This window comes from Cryobacterium algoritolerans (genome assembly GCF_004402785.1).
GTDB classification, from domain to species: Bacteria; Actinomycetota; Actinomycetes; order Actinomycetales; family Microbacteriaceae; genus Cryobacterium; species Cryobacterium algoritolerans.
In genome coordinates, this window is the sequence record NZ_SOFP01000009.1 from 13,011 (window position 1) to 32,714 (window position 19,704).

The window sequence follows — 19,704 nt, forward strand, 5'->3', positions numbered from 1 at the left end:
CGGTGGGCGAGTTGGCTAGTGACTGTTCTACGCTTGTTTTCCGGCCGCCGCAGCGGCCGGGCCGTAACCGGCCGGCCGTGGCACGGTCGAGAGGTCAGAACTCGGGCATGAAGCTCTGCCAGACCGAGCGGCGCTCCCCGCGCGGATCCGACTCGATCCGGTCCTCCTCATCGATGATCAGGGTCAGCCGTTCGGACTCGGAGTAGGTCGGCCAGCTGTCGTCCGGCCGGCCGGTGACGGCGAAGCGCAGCCAGTGCCGTCGCATCCGTTCCCCCGCACCGATGAACGCTGCGCGGCCGCCGAGCAGGCTCATCGCCCGCGCGAAAGGGGCGTCGACCTGCTCGAACAGGGCGAACAGCTCCAGGCCGTGGGTTGCGCCGATGCCGAGCAGGTGCATGAGCCGGGGTGCAATATCGAACCGGTAGACATAGACCGGCGCAACCCGGGAGTGCAGTTCGCCGATCTGCACGCTCGGGTACCAGAACACGAAGTCACCGCCGAAGTCGATGGCCGACCGATTCGCCGGCAACCGCGAGTACACCGCCCGCATTGCGTCGTGCGAGGACACGGGGGCGTTGTCGTAGACGGACACGATGCGCCACGGCGACCGGGGGAGGATGTCCACCCGGCCCCGGAACATGGATCCCTCCCGCTCGTTCGTGCCGATGATCAGCGGCACCCGGTGCGCCCGCCCGTGCCGGAACGCGTCGAGCGGCCGTTCGGGCAGGAGGTCACCGTCGACAACGGGTACCAGGCAGAACGTGCCGGGGTTGGCGTCGGGGGTGCGTGATTGCACGACCAGGGCCGCCCGGGTCAGGTCGGCCACCTCCGCGGAGCAGAGCAGCGCGTTCGGGTCGGTCGGCTCCGCGCCGGGAACCTCGGTGATCGCCCGCAGCTCGTCCAAGAATTCCGCGGCCCAGCCGTCCGTGAGCGCAGAGGAGAACGCCGCGTTCGTCGGGGGGCTCTGCGCGATCGCCCGGGCGAACAGTCCGGCCGCGCTCGGCGTCGCCATCAGCGTGATCACCGCGTTGCCGCCGGCGGACTCGCCGAACACGGTCACGTTGTGCGGGTTCCCGCCGAAGGCACGGATGTTGTCCCGCACCCAGCGCAGGGCGGCGACCTGGTCACGCAGACCGAGATTGCTCTCGAGGGGCCGTTCCGGCGTCGAGTACCGACTGAAGTCCAGGTAGCCGAGCGCGCCGAGCCGGTAGTTGAAGCTGACGTAGACCACCCGGCCGCTCTGTACAAAGCGCTCGCCGCGGCCGGCGAACTCCTGCGATGAGCCCACGCTGTAACCGCCGCCGTGGATGAACACCATCACCGGCCGGCCCAGCCGTTTGCGGGAGGGCGCGGCCGGGCGCAGCACGTTGATGGTCAGGCAGTCCTCGCCGGCGGGCACCTTCGGACCGGCCCCCTTGAACTGGCCCTTGTAGGGTTGCGGCGCGATCCGGCCGAACGTCGACGCGTCCCGGATGCCGTCCCACGGCAGCACAGGCCGGGGAGCGCGGAACCGGTACTCGCCCACCGGGGGTGCAGCGTAGGGGATCCCGCGCCAGGTGAGCAGGCCGCCCTCCTGAACCCCGCGCACGATCCCGCCCGCGACCCGCACGTCGAGGCGGCTCGGCACCGGCACCGGTGCGTCGTGGGTCAGGATCGCGCTCATGCCCTGCTCGCTTCCACCAACTGTTCTTTACGGCGCTATCTGTGCTGCCGTTGCTGCCTGACCTGCCTGACCTGCCTGACCTGCCGTTGCTGCCTGACCTGCCTGAGCTGCCTGACCTGCCTGTGCTGGTGCGACCGCCCGGCCCGCTAGCGGTATTCCGGGTTGGCCCGGAAGCCGAATCGCTCACCCGTGTCCCAGTCCTGGCGAAGGTTGCCGTAGGCGGGGATCCCGCCGTTGGCCTTGAGGATCGCGGCCAGGTGCATGAGGTTCCAGGTCATGAAGGTCGTGTTGCGATTGGTGAAATCGTTCTCCGGACCGCCAGAGCCCGGGTCGAGATAGCTTGGCCCCGGCCCGATCGCGCCGATCCAGCCGGAGTCCGCTGCGGGCGGGATCGTGTAGCCGATGTGCTGCAGGCTATAGAGGATATTCGAGGCGCAATGCTTCACGCCGTCCTCGTTGCCGGTAATGATCGCCCCGCCGACTTTGCCGTAGTAGATGTACTGGCCCTTGTCGTTGAACTCGCCGCTCATCGCGTAGAGCCGTTCAATTACCCGCTTGGTGACCGAGCCGTTGTCGCCGAGCCAGATCGGCCCGCCGATGACCAGGATGTCGGAGGTGCGCACCTTGTCGAACAGGGCGGGCCAGTCATCCGTCTCCCAGCCGTGCTCGGTCATGTCGGGGTAGACGCCCGTGGCGATCTCGTGGTCGATCGCCCTGATCGTCTCCACATAGACACCCTGCTCGTGCATGATCGACGCGCTCAGGTTGATGATGCCCTGCGTGTTGCTGACCTCGGGGCTGCGTTTCAGGCTGCAGTTGATGAACAGGGCGCGCAGGCCCGAATACTCGAAGGAGGCCTGGGTGTTCCGGGTGGGGGTCATGGCGCCAGTTTTGCACCGGCCCGGGCCTTCAGCTAGGGCCCCGGCCGGGGTGCGGCCCTTTGCCCCGACGCCGTCATCGGGACTAAAATGCGGCGTGACTCCCCGCCAGCGCAGCGTCCTGATCGTTGCCATCCTGTCGTCCTTCGTTGCCTTCCTCGACGGCTCGATCATCAACGTGGCGTTGCCCGCGATCGCGCGGGAGTTCGGCGGCGACCTGGCGTTGCAGCAGTGGGTGGTCGACGGCTACCTGCTCTCCCTCGGCGCGCTCATCCTCGTGGCCGGTTCCCTCTCCGACACCTACGGCCGGGTGCGGGTGCTCCGGGTGGGCCTGATCTGGTTCGGGATCACCTCGCTGGCCTGCGCCGTTGCCCCGCTCGGAACCCTCTTGGTGGTGGCCAGGATCCTGCAGGGCGTTGCGGCCGCGCTGCTGGTGCCGAGCTCCCTGGCCCTGATCACCTCCACCTTCTCCGGCGCGGCGCAGGGCAAGGCCATCGGCGCGTGGACCGGCTGGACCGGCATTGCCGGCATTGCGGGGCCGGTCTTGGGCGGCGTCCTCGTCGACACGATCGGCTGGCGTTTCGTCTTCGGGATCAACGTGCTGCCCATCCTTGTCACCCTGGTCGTGCTGGCCCGGATCGACGAGCCAGCGCGCACGGGCCCGGCCCCCCGGATCGACCTGGCCGGCGCGGGCCTGGCCGTGCTCGGCCTGGGTGCCCCCGTCTTCGCGCTGATCGAGCAGGGCCGACTGGGCTGGGGCAGCCCGGTGGTCTTCGGGCCGCTCATCATCGGCGTGCTCGCGCTCGCCGGGTTCTTCTGGTGGGAGGCCCGCGCGCCGCAGCCGATGATGCCGCTCGCGTTGTTCCGGGTGCGCAATTTCTGGGTCGGCAACATCGCCACGGTCGGCATCTACTCGGCCCTGAGCCTGGGTTTCTTCATCTTCTCCGTCTACCTTCAGCAGGTGGGCGGGTTCTCCGCCACGGCGGCGGGCGTGACGGGCGTGCCGGCCACCCTGATGCTGCTCCTCTTCGCCACGCTGTTCGGCACCCTCGCCGGGAGATACGGACCGCGCCGGTTCATGACCATCGGTCCGATCGTCGCCGGGGTGGGCTTCCTGCTGCTCCTGGCCGCCGTTCCGCCCATCGTCGTGTGGCTGCAGGTCGTGCCCGCCATCGTGGTGATCGGCCTGGGCCTTGCCATCACCGTGGCACCGTTGACCGCCGCCGTGCTCGGGTCCATCCGCGCGGAGCAGGCCGGCATCGGATCGGCGATCAACAACGCCGTGTCCCGGGTCGCCGGCCTCATCGCCGTGGCCCTGGCCGGCACGATCATCGGCGAACGGCTCGACGTCGCCGGTTTTCAACGCGTGATGGTCGTCGTCGCCGTGCTGATGTTCGCCGGTGGGATCGCGTCGTGGCTCGGTATTCGCACGCCGGCCACCGACTCCCCCGAACTGGAGCACCCGGAAAAACTGTTATAGTTTTTAAGTTGTCTTCGAGCGTCAAGTTCGAACGGCACCACTGCGCTCGTAGCTCAACGGATAGAGCATCTGACTACGGATCAGAAGGTTGGGGGTTCGAATCCCTTCGGGCGCACAGTAAGAAAGCGGCTCATTCCGGTGGGCCGCTTTCGTTTTCCGGCAGCAGGATGCCCGGCCGCCCTGTTCCCGGCCGGGCCGGAGGGGGAGACTGTCCGCAATGCGACAGTCGACCGAGGGGGGACCTCCATTAAGTCCTATCCAAGCGAGCGGTGGGTGCGCGCGTTCGTCGGGGACATCACGCTGGTGGGCAGCCGCGACCCGCTCCTGTTCTGGGAGGAGGGCTTCCCCGTCCCCGGTTACGCATTCTCGCCGGCGAGCCTCGAGATGGAGCGACTCTCCGAATCCGATGCTGCGCCGGCGCGGAGTGGTTTCGATTTCTTCGGGTCGAAGGGCCAGGTGCGCACCTGGTTCGACGCTCCGCCAGACAGTCGCCACGTGCAGGTCTCGGCGAACGGCGCCGTGCTGGCCGATACCCGACACCCCGAGCTACCCGGTCTTCCGCTGCCGTGGCAGAGATCGCGGAGTTGGTCGCGTTCTACAACGAGCGGGTCGATATCAGCGTCGACGGGGTGGCACTCGGGCGCCCTGTCAGTCCGTTCAGCGATCGGGCGCAGAGACCATCCTGACGACGAACGCCGGACGATGATCGCCGGAAGGGTCGGTCAGTGCGCGGCGACGACGATTCGAGTGGGTCTGGCCGAGTCGCGCCGCACGCTGGTATGGGCACAACCGGAGCACTTGAGCACGTAGAGCGGAAGAGTCCGCCGATCGGCATGGGCCGGGTTCGGCGTGAGCCGAGCGGGGGAGTGGCAGAACGGGCAGGTGATTCTCATGGTGGCGGATCCCTTTCCTGGTGACACGTCACATGTGGCAGCGTGTACTGACGACGTTAACTCTTGCCCGGAGTGGGCAGTACCCCCTAGACCGGAGGGTGATTCTGTGCGTCCGGACGGCTACCGGCGACTCCGGCCGTTCCCGCCGGGTGGCGCGGCAGTCGGGCAGCGGCCGGATCAGACCGTTTCGGCGTGCTCGATCACGAAGTCAGACCCCGGGTAGACGACGCTCTCGTGGCCCTCGCCGAACCGGACCCGGTACGGCGGTTCGCCATCCTTTCCCCGCACCTCGATGACCTCGCCGTGCCGATCCGGTGTCTCCACCGTGCGGCCACGGATGATGATTCGATCTCCTGGGCGTGCGCGCATGACACTCACCTCCTGAGCGTTACGTTACGCCGAGCGGCGCCGCCTGCACAGGGCTGTGCCCGGCGTCTTCAGGCGTGCCGGAACTTGGCGGCGGCGCCGGACGGCGCGGTGCGCAGCCGGTCGCAGAGCGCCGTCAACTGGGCCAGTTCCAGATTGGAGAGGGCGTCGCCCATCCGCCCCGTGATCGTGTCCATGTGCTGGAGCGCGACGCGGCGGAACACGTCATATCCCTCCTGCGTGAGCTCGACGATGGCGCCGCGCCCGTCGGTCGGATCGGTGAGCTTGTGAACGTACCCGCGGGAGGCCAGCCGGTCGACCAGCCGGCTCACGCTCGGCTGGGTGAGAAGCACATGCTCGTTGAGATCGCGCAGGCGGATGCGCCGATCGGGTTCCCTCGACAGGTTGAACAGCACGTCGTACTCGTTGAAGGAGATTCCCTGCGCCGGGAAGTCCGCGGCGAGGCTGCGCATGATCGCCACTTGGGCGCGGAAAAGCGATTCCCAGGCGCCGACGGCAGCCGCTTGATCGCTCACCGTGCCTCCAAAGTCGTGTTCCCCAAGGATAGGGACTCGACGGCGGAGCACCGAATTCGCTGATAGGGAATTCGCAGGAAAATAACGGACAGATAACTAGCGCTCCGTTACCGGTTCGTTATATATTCAGTGTGCGTCAACCGTTTGCTGTGGCGGGAACCGCGAAATGTGATTGCAGGACACTCTTGGTGCAAGGGAAGAGGGTCGGTCGTTAGTCTCTACGACCGGCCCTCAATCATCCCCGCTCGCGCAGCGTCGCGAGAGGCGCCAGCCATTTCCGCGGCAGACCAGCCAACTCGAATCCTTCAGCCCAACGCCCCACCGCCGGGCCTGCGGGCCGCCGGCGTTGCCCCTCGCGGCCCGCCCTCCGGAGCTTAGAAGACGTCGGGGCTCGGGGTGCTCGACTGCCGGATCGACACATCGGCGTGCCGGTCGAACCGGTAGCCGACGCCGCGGACTGTGCGCACGATGTCCTCGTAGCGGCCCAGCTTGGCACGCAGGCGGCGCACGTGCACGTCGATCGTGCGCTCGTTCGGTGCGTCTTCCTCGTCCGCGGCATTCCACAATGATGAGATGAGCTCGGCCCGCTCGATGGTGCGGCCTTCGCGCAGCACGAGGTACTGCAGCAGCTCGAATTCCTTGTAGGTGAGGGCGGCGGTCTCGCTGTCGAGGATGACCCGCTTGCGGGAGATGTCGACGACGACGCCGCCCGGCGCCCGGTCGGGGTCTTCGGTCTCGTTGCGGTGCCTGGCCAGTGCGGCCGGGTCCTGCAGCGCCAGTCTCACGACGTCGACGTCGCGTCCGCCGGCACCCACCGGCGCCAGTGCGACGGCGGCATGGGTCTCGGCATCCGGTGCCAGCTCGTTGGTCAGGGCCTTGAGCGCCTCGACGATACGGCCGAGGCTGGTGCCGGCCGCGGCCGCTTTGGCCTCGTCGATGCCGACGTAGAGAACGAAGCCGCGGGCCTGGGTGCCGTCCGGCACCGCACGGATGCGCGGTGCTGCGGGAGCCTGGTGGAGTGCCTGCTCGAGTCGGGCGGCCTGGGCCGAGCGGGCGGTGTCAATGTGTGCAAGCGACATGGGAGGAATCCTTGGTGTGATGATGCGGGGGAACCATCGCGGGACGCGATTCATGGTTCGGCGATGAGCGGCCGGTGAGGCCCGGAGCGAAGTCGGGGAAGAGCGGGAGTCCACCCTGGCGCTGGTGCAGCGGCGGGAACTCGGCGATGGTTCGCGGTTAGCGGGACATTCGGCAACACGCGGAGCAGCTGCCGGGCATCATCATGCCGGCAGTCCCGGGGGCCTCGAAGGAGGTCTGGGGGCGTGCGCTCGTTGTCATAGTTGCGAGTAAAGCCCACTGTTACGGGGTGTGTCAATTCTGTGTCCCCGGGTGACGCGGTGTGACGTGCACCACGTTCGCCGGGGCCGGGACGGATCGGAGGATCCGTGATCGATCAGGGAACCAGAAAATATTCCGTGACGTATTACGATTTCATCAAAGATTCGTGAATTGAATGGCCCGCGGCGTGTCGTTCGTCGCAGGTTCTGCAGTCAGGGAGGGCCTGAGGATCAGACCAGTCCGTAGAGGCGGTCGCCGGCGTCGCCGAGGCCAGGCACGATGTAGCCGTGCTCGTCGAGCCGGTCGTCCACTGCGCCGAGCACGATGGTGACCTCGCGGCCTGCCATCGCCTTCTCCACGGCCGCGAGCCCTTCGGGGGCCGCGAGAATGCAGATCGCCGTGACATCCACAGCGCCGCGGTCGAAGAGGAACTGGATCGCGGCGATCAGGGACCCACCGGTGGCGAGCATCGGGTCGAGCACGAAGCACTGGCGGTCGGACAGATCGTCGGGTAGGCGCTCGGCGTAGGTCGCCGGTTCGAGGGTCTCCTCGTTGCGGGCCATGCCCAGAAAGCCGACCTCGGCGGTCGGCAAGAGCTTGACCATGCCCTCGAGCATGCCGAGGCCGGCCCGGAGGATGGGAACGACGAGAGGCTTGGGGTCGCTGATCTGCACGCCGCGGGCCTCAGCCACCGGCGTCTGCACGGTGACTTCCTCTACGCGCACGCCGCGGGTCCCCTCGTACGCGAGGAGCGTCATCAGCTCTTCGACCAGGGAGCGGAAGAGGGGCGACGGGGTGCGCTTGTCCCGGAGAACCGTGAGTTTGTGGGTGATCAGGGGGTGGTCGGCTACGTGGACTCGCATAGGCTCAATCTACTAGTCGGGGGAGGCATCCGAATGGGCGAGCAGGATCGTCGGCACCGCGAGTGGATGCTGCTTGCCCTCGCGGAGGCGCGCGCGGCCCTCGCTACCGGGGATGTCCCGGTCGGTGCGGTGGTGCTCGACGGGGCCGGGACGGTGATCGGCCGGGGTCGAAATGAGCGTGAGTTGCACCAGGACCCGACCGCTCACGCCGAGATCGTCGCCATGCGGGAGGCCGCCGCGTTCCTCGGTGACTGGCACCTGACCGGGTGCACCCTCGTGGTGACCCTCGAGCCGTGCGTGATGTGCGCGGGCGCGATAGTCGCGGCACGCGTGCCCGTAGTGGTCTTCGGGGCCTGGGATGAGAAGGCCGGGGCGTCCGGGTCGATCTACGATGTGCTGCGTGACCGCAGGCTCAACCACCGGGTGGAGGTCTTCGCCGAGGTGGATGCCGCGGAGTGCGCCATCCTGCTCCGGGACTTCTTCAGTGATCCAACCCGGCGAGCCATTCGCTGAACATGGCCCGGGAGGCGGCCTGCATGCCCTCCGAGTACCGATCCCGCTCCAGACGGAGGTCCGTCGGGGTGTAGCCCTCCGCGGCCACCTCGGCCTCGGAGGCGGCCAGCCAGACCTCGTGCATCTCCTCGGTCACCTCGGGGTGGAACTGCACCGCCAGGGCCCAGTTCCCGATCGAGAACGCCTCATTGCCGTACTGCGGCGATCCGGCCAGCAGAGTGACGCCCTCGGGCAGGTCGAAGGTGTCGCTGTGCCACTGGAACACGGGCACCCCGTTCATGTGCCGCACCGGAGAATTGGCGCCGGCCTCGGTCGGCAGAACGAAGCGGTAGCCGATCTCGTTCGTCGGGCCCCGGTAGACCCGGGAGCCGAGGGCGTTGGCCATCAGCTGGGCGCCCAGGCAGACCCCGAAGACCGGCAGCCGGGCCTCGAGCCGGGACTCGAGCAGGGTGATCTCGGCACGAAGGGCCGGGAACCGGTCGGCCTCGTACACGCCCATCTCCCCGCCGAGCACGACCAGGAGATCGGCGGCGTGGGGATCGAGAACGGCCAGGTCTTCCCGCATGGTGTCGACGTAACGCACGTCATAGCCGTGCTCAAGAAGCACGGGCTCGAGATTGCCCAGGTGGATCGTGTCGTCGTGGCGGAGCACGAGGGCGATGCGGCTCATTCGCTGCCCTTGATCACGATCTCGTCGGTGGGCAGTTCGCGGCGGCTCGGGTCGATGAACACGTCCGGTTCAAGGTAGATGGTGCGGGCGATCGGCACGGCCTCCCGAATCCGGGCCTCGACGGCGTCGATTCCCGCGGCCACGTCCGAGAACCGGATCTCGGCGTCGAAGGCGACCTTGGCTGCAACAAGCAACTCGTCCGGGCCGAGGTAGAGCGTCTTCAGGTGGATGATCCGGCGAGTCTCCGGGCCGGAGAGGATGGCGCGCTCAATCTTGGCGGCATCCGTTCGCCCGGCGCCCTCGCCGACCAGGAGGCTCTTGGTCTCGACGCCGAGCACGATGGCGACGAGGACGAGCAGCACGCCGATGAAGAGAGTGCCGATGGCGTCCCAGATCGGCTCGTCGGTGATGATGGTCAGGCCAACGCCGAGGAAGGCGAAGACCAGCCCGGCGAGGGCTGCCACGTCTTCCAGCAGCACGACGGGCAGTTCAGGCGCCTTGGCATGCCGCACGAACTGCACCCAGGTCTGTTCCCCGCGGAGGAGGTTCGATTCCTTCATGGCCGTGCGCAGGGAGAACGATTCGAGGCCCATGGCGACGAGCAGCACCACGATTGGCAGCCACGGCACCTCGAGCGGGTGTGGGTCCTGCAGCTTCTGGACACCCTCATAAAGCGAGAACACACCGCCGATGGAGAAGAGGATGATCGATACGACGAACGCATACACATAGCGTTCCCGGCCGTACCCGAAGGGATGCGCCGTGTCGGCGTCCTTGCGCGACTTGCGGCCACCGAGCAGCAACAGCAGCTGGTTGCCGGAGTCGGCGAGCGAGTGCACGCCCTCGGCGAGCATCGAGGAGGAGCCGGAAAAGGCCCACGCGACGATCTTCGTGACGGCAATGCCGAGGTTGGCCGCCAGGGCGGCCACGATTGCTTTGCTTCCGCCGGATGCGCTCATGCAGCAATCCTAGAACGCCGGGCAATCCTCACCACGCCGGGCAATCCGGTAATGCCGATGCCGCTGCCTCGGGGCCGAACCGAGGCGGCGAGAGCACACGGCGTTCCGTCACCAACCCGAAACTAGACTCCCTCCATGACTACGACTGCTTCCACCACGCTCCCCACCATCGCGTTCCTGGGCGCGGGATCGATGGCCAGGGCCGTCCTGACCGGCCTGCTGACCCCGAGCGTCACGGTCGAGGGCGGCATCCGTGCCACCAACCGAACCACAGTGAAGGCCGCCGAACTGGCCGGCATCGACGGCGTGACCGCTTTTGCCACGGCGGATGACCCCGAGGCCAACCTCAAAGCCGTGGCCGGCGCCCGGATCGTCATCGTGGCCGTCAAGCCGGCCATGGTGCCCGACCTGCTCACCGAGATCGCCGGCAGCCTCGAGCCGGGGACGCTGGTCGTGAGCGTCGCCGCCGGCGTCACGATCGCGACTTTCGAGTCGCTGCTGCCCGAGTCGGTGGCGGTCATCCGCTCAATGCCGAACACGCCGGCGCTCGTCGGCAAGGCAGTGACCGGGCTGAGCGCCGGCACCCGTTCCAGCGCCAGGGACCTCGACCTCGCGACCGCACTGTTCGGCACCGTCGGCGACGTACTCGTCGTGCCGGAGAGCAAACTTGACGCGCTGAGCACCATTTCCGGCTCCGGTCCGGCGTACGTCTTCTTCCTGATCGAACAGCTCACCGCCACTGCGGTCGCCAAGGGCTTCACCCTGGAGGAGGCGGCCGTCATGGTGAACGGCACCTTCCTCGGCGCCTGCACCCTGCTGGCGGCCTCCGCCCTGTCTCCGACCGAACTCCGCCGCCAGGTCACCAGCCCGAGCGGCACCACCGAGCGGGCCGTCTGGGAGCTCGAAAAGGGCGGCCTCAAGGAACTTTTCGACCGGGCAACGGATGCCGCACTCGCTCGCGCACGCGAGCTCGCCGGCAAATAATCGTTCCCTGTCGGGGCCGGGGATGCGGTTCCTCCCCTCCCCCCGGTGATTGAGCCTGTCGGGCCCGGCCCGTCCCCTTCACAATGTGGGTTTGATCGGGTTGTCCACAGCCCCTGGTGAGGGTTTGGTTGGTGTCGGGGAATGTCGGTGGGTGGTCGTAGTGTTCGGTTATGGCCTCCCTGGTGGGTAGCACCCAACAGCAGCTCGAGCTGCTCTTTGACGCGGTCGGGGTGGCCGACCGGGTGATCAGGCAGTGTTTCGCGGTGCGGGCGGAGGGGATCGACCAGATCCGCCGGTCCGGCGAGGCCCACACCGCGTCCAGTCCGTTGGATGCGCGGTCCTTCTGGACCTGGGAGGAGATCGCCGCGCGCGAGCTCTCCAGGGAACTGGACGCGACGCTGCGGATCCCCGAGCGCACCGCAGTGAACCTGCTCGAGGAGAGCCGGGCCCTTCCCAACGACCAGCCCGCGGCCCTGGCGGCCCTGGCGGGCGGCGGATCAGTTACCGGCACGCGCAGACCGTGGTCGGCCCGGCCTGGTCGATCCCGCCCGAGGGGTCACCCCCACCGGCGTGGGCACCGGGGTGAGAGCGACCGTGCAGGTCACCGTTCCCGTGCTGACGCTCTTCGGGTACCGTGACGCTCTTCGGGTACCGTGACGCTCCTCGGGCACCGTGACGCTCCTCGGGCACCGTGACGCTCCGGGTTACCTCGAGGGTACGGGCCGATCGATCCGGACACGGCCCGGGATCTGGCATCGCGGGCGCCGAGCTTCACCCGGCTGCTCACCCGGCTGCTCACCCACCTCGAAACCGAGGTGATCCTCTCCGTCGGCCGGGACCGATACACAGTCCCCAACCCGCCGTGCTCCCCACCGTGCACCCCACCGGACCACCGACGGGCGAAGCGGCCGCCGTCACCGAGTCCAGCCGACCCACCTCGTCGGACCACCCCGACGACCAACCCTTCTGAAGCTGCTGGCTGGAAGCTTCCGGTTGATTACGGCACGCGCCCGGCCGCCGTGGTATTCCGCACCGGGAATGACTAGCCTTGGGGCATGGCAGACATCTTCGGCGTGGTGGCGGATTCGACCCGACGCGAAATCTTACGCATTCTTCTTGAGCGATACAACCAGTCGAGCACCGCCGGTGGCGAGCTCAGCGTGTCGGACATCGTCGACAAGTTAGGGCTGAGCCAGCCGACCGTGTCCAAGCACCTCAAGGTGCTGCGCGAGGCCGGCTTGGTCGGCGTGCGTGAAGCCGGCCAGCATCGGTATTACCACCTGGACTACGCACCCCTCGAGGAGATCGAGGACTGGCTCATCCCGTTCCTCAGCGTCGACTTCGATGCGTCGGCCGACGAGGCCGCCGGGGAGACCGAGGGGCTGAAAGAGGAGCAGCGGGCGTTCGCCGCGGCAATCGGGAAGGCCTTCGCCGACACCTCATTCCAGATGGCGCATGCGGTGAAAGACGCCAAGCCCCGAAAATGGCGCAAAAACGACTAGACGGCCGTTCGGGGTAGCCCCTAGAGTTTTCATCCAGCACGGGGGTAACGTCCGTAACGAGACCGACCCGCGCTCGTGAGGAGAAACCCGAATGCAAGATCTCTCTGACGTACGCTTCCTGACCGTCGCCGAGGTGGCCGCGATGATGCGCGTTTCCAAGATGACCGTCTACCGGCTCGTGCACTCTGGAGAACTGCCGGCGATCCGGTTCGGCCGGTCATTTCGGGTTCCGGAATCGGCCGTTTCTGCGCTGATTCAGCGCCCGATTGCGGACACCGCGTAAGGACCCGTTCTTTTTCCGGTAGAATGGTATTTTCGTGTCGGCCGCGAATCTCGTGGCGAAACCAAATCTTGTAACCAAATCTTGTGAGGTCCGTGTGGGTTCTGTAATTAAGAAGCGACGCAAGCGTATGGCGAAGAAGAAGCACCGCAAACTGCTTCGGAAGACCCGTCACCAGCGTCGCAATAAGAAGTAGGTCGGTTCGGGACCGTTTGGTTCTGAAGCGCCGGTTTTGTGCGTGGGCGCTAGGTTTTCGGACCTAGCGCTTTTTGCTTGCCCGCGCGGCCGCAGTGATGCTGCCGCGTTTGAGCCGCATGATCGGCCAGTGGCGCAACGTCGCGTACCGGCGGAGCGTCGCATCCGGATTCACGACGACGGGATTGCCCACGAGTTCGAGCAACGGAATGTCGTTGTGCGAATCGGAGTAGGCCCAGCATCCTGTGAGGTCAGCGGCGCTCCGGACGGCCTGGCCGCGCGCAGCCTCCGCCTTCTGGTCCCCGTGGCACACGCCGTCGATCAGGCGACCCGTGAACACGCCCGCGACGGTCTCGAGCATCGTGCCGAGAGCGCCCGTGAAGCCGAGCCGCTCGGCGATCACGTCGGCGACCTCCTGAGCGGTGGCTGAGACCAGCCAGACCTCGCGACCTGCCTCCAGGTGCGCACGGGCGACGGCGACGGTCTCGGGCCAGAGCAGGCGGATGAGTCGGGCATCGAAGATCTCACGGCTGAGGTCGATGAGTTCGGCGCGGTTGTGGCCGACGACGACCTCCAACGCACGCTCGCGCACACTCGCGAGGTGCGCCCGGTTTTCTCCCACCGCGATGAATCTCGCCTGCTTCCAGGCAAATGAGCTGATGTCGCGGCCGGTGATCAGTCTGCGTCGCCAGGCGCCGATGCCGAGATGGTACAGGCTCGCGCCACGCATGAGGGTGTTGTCGACATCGAAGAATGCGATGGAGCGGGCGGCGTTGGCTTGAGACATGTGCGCTTGAGTCTAGTTGCGCGCACACCGGCCGGGCCAGCATAGGCTGGAGCAATGGCCACCGCACTCCTCACCCTGATCGGCAAGCCCGGATGTCACCTCTGCGACGACGCGCGCGAGCTCGTCGACAGTGTTGTCACGAAGCTCGCCGACAACCCGGCGGCGCCGGCGATCGTACTCGAGGAACGTTCGATCCTCGACGACGCCGAGCTGCATGCGCTTTATGTCGAGGACATTCCCGTCCTGTTGATCAACGGCAAGGTGCACAATTACTGGCGCATCGACCCGTTGCGGTTGCGCACCGCGCTCCTGGCCGTTCGATGAGTATCCGGCACGTCGTCTCCTGGAAGCTCAGCGCGACCGACCCGGCGACCAGAGCCGACGACGCGGCCGGGATCGCATCCGGGCTCGAAGCCCTCGTCGGCGTCGTGTCGGAGATCCGTTCCCTGCGGGTGGGCGCCGATGTGCTCGGCGGCGACAACTGGGACGTCGTGCTGATCGCCGACTTCGACGACCTGGCCGCGGTCGCCAGATATCAGGCGCACCCGGCGCACCAGGCAGCTGGCGCCTTCATTCGGTCGGTCGTCTCGGCCAAGATGGCCGTGGACTTCCTCGTTCCATAGGACTGCAGGTGGTCGAGCCTGTCGGGATTACGCGGGTTCGACAGGCTCGACCACCGGCGCGGTTCGACCGCCGGATCTGGCCGGAACCGCCTACGGCTCGAGTCGGGACGGGCCGCGGAAGAGGAAGGTGACCTCGCGGATGCTGGTCTGGTGCAGCATCAGCATGAGCACGCGGGCGAGCCCCATTCCGAAACCGCCGTGGGTGGGCACGCCGTAGCGGAAGAAGTCGAGGTAACCGCCGAGTTCTTCCGGATCGAGGCCCTTCTCCTTGGCCTGCTCGACGAGAACGTCGATGCGGTGCTCGCGCTGCGCGCCGGTCGAGATCTCGGTGCCGTTGAAGATCAGGTCGTAGCTGTTGGTGACGCTCGCGTCGCCCTCGGGGCGCATGTGGTAGAACGGGCGGATGCTGGCGGCGTAGTCGGTGAGGAAGACGAATTCGTGCCCGTAGGCCTCGGCCACGTAGGCGGCGATCTGACGCTCGCCCTCCGGGTCCATGTCGTCGTCGTCGCGCGGCACCTCGTAACCGCGGCTCTTGACGATCTCCTTGGCCTCGGCCAGGGGGATGCGCGGGAACGGCTGGCTCGGCACGGTCACCTCGACACCGAACAGGGCGAGCACCTCCTCACCGTGCTTGGCCTTCACCGCGGCGAAACCGGCGACGAGCAGCTCTTCGTGCAGCTGCATGACGTCTTCGTGGCTGTCGATCCAGCTGATCTCGGCGTCGACGCTGGTGAACTCGGTGGCGTGGCGGCTGGTGAACGACGGGTCGGCCCGGAACGCCGGCCCGACCTCAAATACCTTGCCGAAGCCGGCCGACTGCGCCATCTGCTTGAAGAACTGCGGGCTCTGCGCGAGGTACGCCTTCGTCTCGAAATACTCCACCTCGAACAGCTCGGCGCGGGACTCGCTCGCGCTGGCCATCAGTTTGGGGGTGTGCAGCTCGATGAAATCGTGTTCGACCCAGTAGGTGCGGAGGGCGTGCTCAAAGGTGGTCTGGATGCGGAAGATCAGGTTCTGCTTGGGCTGGCGCAGGTCGAGGAAGCGCCAGTCCAGCCGCTTGTCGAGACTGGAGTCGGCCGCGATCGGTGTCTCCGGGATGGCGACGGTGACGAGCTCCATGGTGGCCAGTTTGATCTCGATGCCGCCCAGCTTGACCCGCTCGTCGTGCTTGAGCTCGCCGGTCACGGTGACGAAGCTGCCCTGGGACAGGGCGGAGATGGTGCTCGCCGGCTCGTCGGTGACGACCACGCCCTCGGCATCCGTGCTGCGGGGATTCACCAGCTGCACCGCGCCGGTCTCATCCCGGAGCACCACAAACTGCACCTTTTTCTGGTCGCGGACGGTGTCAACCCACCCGGACACCGTAACGGTGCCGTTCTCGAGGGCGGCCAGGTTCTTGATCAGTATGCGCGCGGTCACTCGCCAAGTTTAGCGGCACGCTCTCGGCGAATTCGCGGGTGTGCCCTCCGTAGACTGTTCTCGTGGCAGCCAGTCAGATACACCTCGTCCGTCACGGTGAGGTGTTCAACTCAGAACGTGTTCTTTATGGACGCCTGCCGGGCTTCGGTCTCTCCGATCGTGGCCTGTCCATGGCGGAGATGGCGGCGGCCGACCTGGTCGCTCGCGGACGCCCGGTCTCCCGCATAATCGCCTCACCGCTGCAGCGCACGCGCGAGTCCGCGGCACCGATCGCGGCGGCCTTCGTTCTCCCCGTCGACATTGACCCACGCCTGATCGAGCCGGCCAACTTCTTCGAGGGCAAACGGATGCGCGGCGCCGACGGCGCCCTGCACGACCCCCGCAACTGGCGGGCACTGGTCAACCCCCTCCGGCCCAGCTGGGGAGAGCCGTTCCAGTCCATCGCCGAACGGATGCTCGCCGCAATCGGCGACGCGCACCGCTCCGTCGACGGCGGCGACGTCGTGCTGGTGAGCCACCAGCTTCCGATCTGGATGGTGCACCGCGCCCTCGGCGGCGAACGCCTCGCCCACGACCCCCGCAAACGCCGGTGCGGCCTCTCGAGCATCACCACACTGTCCTGGCGAGGCACCGATGCGGTCGAGGTGGGCTACTCGAACCCCGCCGTCGACTTGCAGGCCGGCGCCACCGACGTGGGGGCGGTATGACGTTCCGTCCGCGCGCGGCGATCGTCGGACTCGTGGCGGTGGCGCTGCTCCTGACCGGCTGTGCGACCGACCCCCTCGCGGCTCAGTACCGCGAGGGCAGCAACAAGGGCTTCATCGCCGGCGACGGCAGCTGGACCGAGATCCCCGCCGCGAAACGCGGCGACCCGATCGCCTGGACCGGCACGAGCGAGACCGGCGCGGCACTCTCCAGCGCCGACTACGCCGGGCAGGTCGTCGTCGTCAATTTCTGGTACGCCAGCTGCGCCCCGTGCCGCGCCGAGGCCCCCGCCCTGCAGAAGCTCAGCGCGCAGTTCGAGGGCAAGGGTGCCTCCTTCGTCGGCGTCAACGTGCGCGACCAGGCCGCGAACGCGGTCGCCTTCAATGAGCACTTCGGTGTCGGCTACCCGTCGGTGATGGATGTCGGTGATGGGGCCATGCAGCTGGCCTTCAGCGGAAGCATCCCGCCCAATGCGGTGCCGACCACGCTGGTGATCGACCGGTCGGGAAGGGTCGCCGCCCGCATCCTTGGCCAGCTGTCCTCGCCATCGATCCTTGAGACCCTGGTGTCATCGGCGCTCGACGAAGGCGCGTGAGCGTGGGAAATCCCTTCGGTGAGATCGTCTTCGGCGGTCAACTCTTCTTCGCCATCCCGGTTGCGGTGCTGGCCGGCCTCGTCTCCTTCGCGTCGCCGTGCATCCTGCCGCTCGTGCCCGGCTACCTCGCCTACATCGGCGGGTTCACCGACGGCCGCTCGACTGCGGCCCGCGGGGACCGGCGCGGCCGTAACCGGCTCCTGGCCGGTGTCGCCCTCTTCATCTTTGGGTTCACGCTCGTCTTCGTTCTCACCGGCGTCGTCTTCGGATTCGCCGGTTTCTGGCTCAATCAGTACCGGGACCTGGTCACCCGGGTCGCCGGGGCGCTCGTCATCCTGCTCGGCCTCGTCTTCGTCGGCCAGTTCGCAGGCCTGCAGCGCACGGTCAAGGCCACCTGGAAGCCGCGAATGGGGCTGGCCGGGGCCCCCATCCTCGGGGCCGTCTTCGCCGTGGGCTGGACGCCCTGCACCGGGCCCACCCTGACCGCGATCAACTCGCTCAGCCTCACGACGGGGTCACCCTGGCAGGGCGGGCTGCTCGCCCTGTTCTACGCCCTCGGCCTCGGCATCCCCTTCCTGCTGATCGCGCTCGGCCTGAGCTGGGCGACGGGCGCGGTGGCGTTCCTCAAACGGAACGTGCGAACGATCAATCTCTTCGGTGGCGTGTTACTCGTCGTCATCGGTGTGCTCATGGTGAGCGGCGTGTGGAATGCCTGGCTCCTCGACCTGCAAGGAGTGATTGGCAGCTTTGTCACGCCCATCTGACCACTACGACTCCCCGGCACCGCTCAGCGATGACGCAGTCAACCAGCCGCGCCTCGGCGTCGTCGGTTGGCTGCGCTGGATCTGGCGCCAACTCACCAACATGCGCACGGCGCTGTTCCTGCTGCTGCTGCTCGCCATCGCCGCCGTGCCCGGGTCACTGGTGCCACAGCGCAGCTCCGACCCGAACGGGGTCACCCAGTACTTCACCGACAACCCCGACCTGGCCCCGGCCCTGGACAAGATCCAGGCCTTCGACGTCTACGCGTCGGCCTGGTTCTCAGCGATCTACCTCTTGCTGTTCATCTCCCTGATCGGCTGCGTCATCCCGCGCACGAAGCACCACTTCCTGGCCTTGCGGGCCAGGCCACCGCGCACGCCGGCCCGCCTGGCCCGCCTGGCCGGTTTCACCACGCGCACCGTTCCGGCCGGCACGGATGCCGCGGCAGCCGTCGGCTCCGCCCGCGGGCTCCTCCGGGCCGGCGGCTACCGGGTCGCCCTGTTCGACAGCGCACCCCAGGCCGACGGACGAGAGTTCTCGGCCTCGGCCGAGCGCGGCTACCTGCGGGAGACCGGCAACCTCGTCTTCCACTGCGCCCTCGTCGGCATCCTGATCACGGTCGGGTTCGGCAGCGGATTCGGGTTCAGCGGGCAGCGGGTGCTGGTCGAAGGCCAGACCTTCGTGAACACCCTGCTGGCCTACGACTCGTTCAACCCCGGCCGGTTCTTCAACGACAACAGCCTCGATCCGTACAAGCTCACCCTCAACGACTTCGCGGTCACCTACGAGACGAAAAACCTCAAGGCGTACGGCCAGCCGATCGACTTCACCGCCGGTGTGAGTGTCACCCGCCGGGGACAGTCGACGGAGACCGGCGAGGTCAAGGTGAACGGGCCGATGCGCACCGGCGGCACTGACGTGTACCTGCTCGGCAACGGCTATGCCCCGTCGATCACGGTCAAGAACCCGAAGGGCGACGTCGTCTTCACCGATGCGGTACCGTTCCTGCCGCAGGATGCCAACCTCACCTCGCTCGGAGTGATCAAGGTCCCCGACGGGCTGGCGAAACAGCTCGGCATGATCGGCTTCTTCTACCCGACCCAGGCCAAGGCCACCTCCGGTGCGTTCTACTCCTCGTTCCCCGACCTCGAATACCCGCTGCTCACGCTCAACGTCTATGCCGGCGACCTCGGCCTGAACGCGGGGGTGCCGACATCCGTCTACTCACTCAACACCGACAAGATGACCCAGCTCACTGGCGGTAAGACCGGAACGAAGTCGGTCGAACTCAAGCCGGGGGAGACCCAGCAGCTGCCCAACGGCCTCGGTTCGGTCACCTTCGACGACGCACACCCCGGGGCGAAGGCCGGCGACTTCTCCGGCTCGGTGCTCAGGTTCGCCTCCTTCGATATCCACAATGACCCTACCCAGCTCTGGGTGCTCTCGTTCGCGGTGCTCGCCCTGCTCGGACTGCTGACCAGCCTGTTCGTGCCGCGGCGACGGGTCTGGGTGAAGGCCATTGAGGAAGCCGACGGTTCTGTGCGACTCGAATACGCCGGGCTCGCCCGCGGTGAGGACCCGGCGCTCGAATCTGTCGTGACCGCCCTCGCCGACCGGCACTCGGACCTGCTGTTATCCTCCCAATTGGCCACCGCGGCCCCCGAACGCACTTAGGCTGAAACAGTGAATCTCA

The 19,704-nt window shown here is 67.3% G+C and carries 23 protein-coding genes and 1 tRNA gene; 14 read left to right on the top strand and 10 right to left on the bottom strand.

The window, feature by feature from the left end; translation table 11 throughout:
• Positions 1-94: 94 nt before the first annotated feature.
• Both E3O19_RS01120 and E3O19_RS01130 read right to left on the bottom strand, forming a co-directional pair.
• The gene (locus tag E3O19_RS01120) at positions 95-1,663 is read right to left on the bottom strand and encodes a carboxylesterase/lipase family protein (protein WP_134564791.1); all 1,569 of its coding nucleotides are present in this window, start codon (positions 1,661-1,663) and stop codon (positions 95-97) included.
• A gap of 146 nt (positions 1,664-1,809) precedes the next feature.
• Positions 1,810-2,544 carry a flavodoxin family protein gene (locus E3O19_RS01130; RefSeq protein WP_134564792.1) on the bottom strand — a complete coding sequence of 245 codons (735 nt, stop codon included), beginning with the start codon at positions 2,542-2,544 and terminating at the stop codon, positions 1,810-1,812.
• Positions 2,545-2,638: 94 nt separating this feature from the next.
• Here E3O19_RS01130 and E3O19_RS01135 point away from each other — a divergent pair, with 94 nt between their 5' ends.
• Positions 2,639-4,021 (top strand): MFS transporter, encoded by a 1,383-nt coding sequence (locus tag E3O19_RS01135; protein ID WP_241981119.1) that lies wholly within the window; start codon positions 2,639-2,641, stop codon positions 4,019-4,021.
• A gap of 42 nt (positions 4,022-4,063) precedes the next feature.
• A tRNA-Arg gene (locus tag E3O19_RS01140) sits at positions 4,064-4,136 on the top strand.
• 955 nt (positions 4,137-5,091) lie between these two features.
• Here the strand turns inward: E3O19_RS01140 and E3O19_RS01150 are convergent.
• The 4 genes from E3O19_RS01150 to upp form a co-directional block, all read right to left on the bottom strand.
• Positions 5,092-5,283, bottom strand: a complete 192-nt coding sequence (locus E3O19_RS01150; RefSeq protein WP_134564795.1) for a DUF1918 domain-containing protein — start codon at positions 5,281-5,283, stop codon at positions 5,092-5,094.
• Between the two features lie 68 nt (positions 5,284-5,351).
• The gene (locus tag E3O19_RS01155) at positions 5,352-5,816 is read right to left on the bottom strand and encodes a MarR family winged helix-turn-helix transcriptional regulator (protein ID WP_241981120.1); all 465 of its coding nucleotides are present in this window, start codon (positions 5,814-5,816) and stop codon (positions 5,352-5,354) included.
• A gap of 374 nt (positions 5,817-6,190) precedes the next feature.
• Positions 6,191-6,895: a winged helix-turn-helix domain-containing protein gene (locus tag E3O19_RS01160; RefSeq protein ID WP_174776875.1), complete on the bottom strand. Its 705-nt coding sequence runs from the start codon at positions 6,893-6,895 to the stop codon at positions 6,191-6,193.
• A gap of 489 nt (positions 6,896-7,384) precedes the next feature.
• On the bottom strand, positions 7,385-8,017 hold the full coding sequence (upp, locus tag E3O19_RS01165) for a uracil phosphoribosyltransferase (RefSeq protein WP_134564797.1): 633 nt from the start codon (positions 8,015-8,017) through the stop codon (positions 7,385-7,387).
• Positions 8,018-8,050: 33 nt separating this feature from the next.
• Here upp and tadA point away from each other — a divergent pair, with 33 nt between their 5' ends.
• Positions 8,051-8,530 carry a tRNA adenosine(34) deaminase TadA gene (tadA, locus tag E3O19_RS01170; protein WP_134564798.1) on the top strand — a complete coding sequence of 160 codons (480 nt, stop codon included), beginning with the start codon at positions 8,051-8,053 and terminating at the stop codon, positions 8,528-8,530.
• On the opposite strand, the gene E3O19_RS01175 is transcribed toward tadA, so the two are convergent.
• On the bottom strand, positions 8,499-9,200 hold the full coding sequence (locus E3O19_RS01175) for a glutamine amidotransferase (RefSeq protein WP_134564799.1): 702 nt from the start codon (positions 9,198-9,200) through the stop codon (positions 8,499-8,501). The genes tadA and E3O19_RS01175 overlap by 32 nt on opposite strands.
• Positions 9,197-10,159 carry a cation diffusion facilitator family transporter gene (locus tag E3O19_RS01180; protein ID WP_134564800.1) on the bottom strand — a complete coding sequence of 321 codons (963 nt, stop codon included), beginning with the start codon at positions 10,157-10,159 and terminating at the stop codon, positions 9,197-9,199. The genes E3O19_RS01175 and E3O19_RS01180 overlap by 4 nt, the downstream gene beginning before the upstream one ends.
• Before the next feature lie 135 nt (positions 10,160-10,294).
• On the opposite strand from E3O19_RS01180, the gene proC reads away from it, so the two are divergent.
• The 5 genes from proC (at position 10,295) to E3O19_RS01210 (ending at position 13,121) form a co-directional block, all read left to right on the top strand.
• A complete protein-coding gene (proC, locus tag E3O19_RS01185; protein ID WP_134564801.1) occupies positions 10,295-11,143 on the top strand; it encodes a pyrroline-5-carboxylate reductase in 849 nt (282 codons plus the stop codon).
• A gap of 170 nt (positions 11,144-11,313) precedes the next feature.
• Positions 11,314-11,781, top strand: coding sequence for a hypothetical protein (locus E3O19_RS01190; protein WP_134564802.1), 468 nt, complete (start codon positions 11,314-11,316; stop codon positions 11,779-11,781).
• Positions 11,782-12,198: 417 nt separating this feature from the next.
• On the top strand, positions 12,199-12,645 hold the full coding sequence (locus E3O19_RS01200; protein WP_134564803.1) for an ArsR/SmtB family transcription factor: 447 nt from the start codon (positions 12,199-12,201) through the stop codon (positions 12,643-12,645).
• A 91-nt stretch (positions 12,646-12,736) separates the two neighbouring features.
• Positions 12,737-12,928 (top strand): helix-turn-helix domain-containing protein, encoded by a 192-nt coding sequence (locus tag E3O19_RS01205; protein ID WP_134564804.1) that lies wholly within the window; start codon positions 12,737-12,739, stop codon positions 12,926-12,928.
• Between the two features lie 94 nt (positions 12,929-13,022).
• The gene (locus E3O19_RS01210; protein ID WP_003792170.1) at positions 13,023-13,121 is read left to right on the top strand and encodes a 30S ribosomal protein bS22; all 99 of its coding nucleotides are present in this window, start codon (positions 13,023-13,025) and stop codon (positions 13,119-13,121) included.
• A 63-nt stretch (positions 13,122-13,184) separates the two neighbouring features.
• On the opposite strand, the gene E3O19_RS01215 is transcribed toward E3O19_RS01210, so the two are convergent.
• The gene (locus tag E3O19_RS01215; RefSeq protein ID WP_134564805.1) at positions 13,185-13,907 is read right to left on the bottom strand and encodes an HAD family hydrolase; all 723 of its coding nucleotides are present in this window, start codon (positions 13,905-13,907) and stop codon (positions 13,185-13,187) included.
• 54 nt (positions 13,908-13,961) lie between these two features.
• Here E3O19_RS01215 and E3O19_RS01220 point away from each other — a divergent pair, with 54 nt between their 5' ends.
• On the top strand, positions 13,962-14,231 hold the full coding sequence (locus tag E3O19_RS01220; protein WP_134564806.1) for a glutaredoxin family protein: 270 nt from the start codon (positions 13,962-13,964) through the stop codon (positions 14,229-14,231).
• Entirely contained in the window at positions 14,228-14,530 is a 303-nt protein-coding gene (locus tag E3O19_RS01225) for a Dabb family protein (RefSeq protein ID WP_134564807.1), read from the top strand. Before E3O19_RS01220 ends, E3O19_RS01225 begins: the two co-directional genes overlap by 4 nt.
• Positions 14,531-14,620: 90 nt before the next feature.
• On the opposite strand, the gene aspS is transcribed toward E3O19_RS01225, so the two are convergent.
• Positions 14,621-15,934 (bottom strand): aspartate--tRNA(Asn) ligase, encoded by a 1,314-nt coding sequence (gene aspS / locus E3O19_RS01230; protein ID WP_134564897.1) that lies wholly within the window; start codon positions 15,932-15,934, stop codon positions 14,621-14,623.
• 77 nt (positions 15,935-16,011) lie between these two features.
• Here aspS and E3O19_RS01235 point away from each other — a divergent pair, with 77 nt between their 5' ends.
• The 4 genes from E3O19_RS01235 to resB are packed head-to-tail and all read left to right on the top strand — an operon-like array spanning position 16,012 to position 19,685.
• The gene (locus E3O19_RS01235; protein WP_134564808.1) at positions 16,012-16,656 is read left to right on the top strand and encodes a histidine phosphatase family protein; all 645 of its coding nucleotides are present in this window, start codon (positions 16,012-16,014) and stop codon (positions 16,654-16,656) included.
• Positions 16,653-17,249, top strand: a complete 597-nt coding sequence (locus tag E3O19_RS01240) for a TlpA family protein disulfide reductase (RefSeq protein WP_134564809.1) — start codon at positions 16,653-16,655, stop codon at positions 17,247-17,249. Before E3O19_RS01235 ends, E3O19_RS01240 begins: the two co-directional genes overlap by 4 nt.
• Positions 17,246-18,013 carry a cytochrome c biogenesis CcdA family protein gene (locus E3O19_RS01245; RefSeq protein WP_420898570.1) on the top strand — a complete coding sequence of 256 codons (768 nt, stop codon included), beginning with the start codon at positions 17,246-17,248 and terminating at the stop codon, positions 18,011-18,013. Before E3O19_RS01240 ends, E3O19_RS01245 begins: the two co-directional genes overlap by 4 nt.
• Positions 17,997-19,685 (top strand): cytochrome c biogenesis protein ResB, encoded by a 1,689-nt coding sequence (gene resB, locus E3O19_RS01250; protein ID WP_134564811.1) that lies wholly within the window; start codon positions 17,997-17,999, stop codon positions 19,683-19,685. Before E3O19_RS01245 ends, resB begins: the two co-directional genes overlap by 17 nt.
• Positions 19,686-19,704 lie beyond the last annotated feature (19 nt).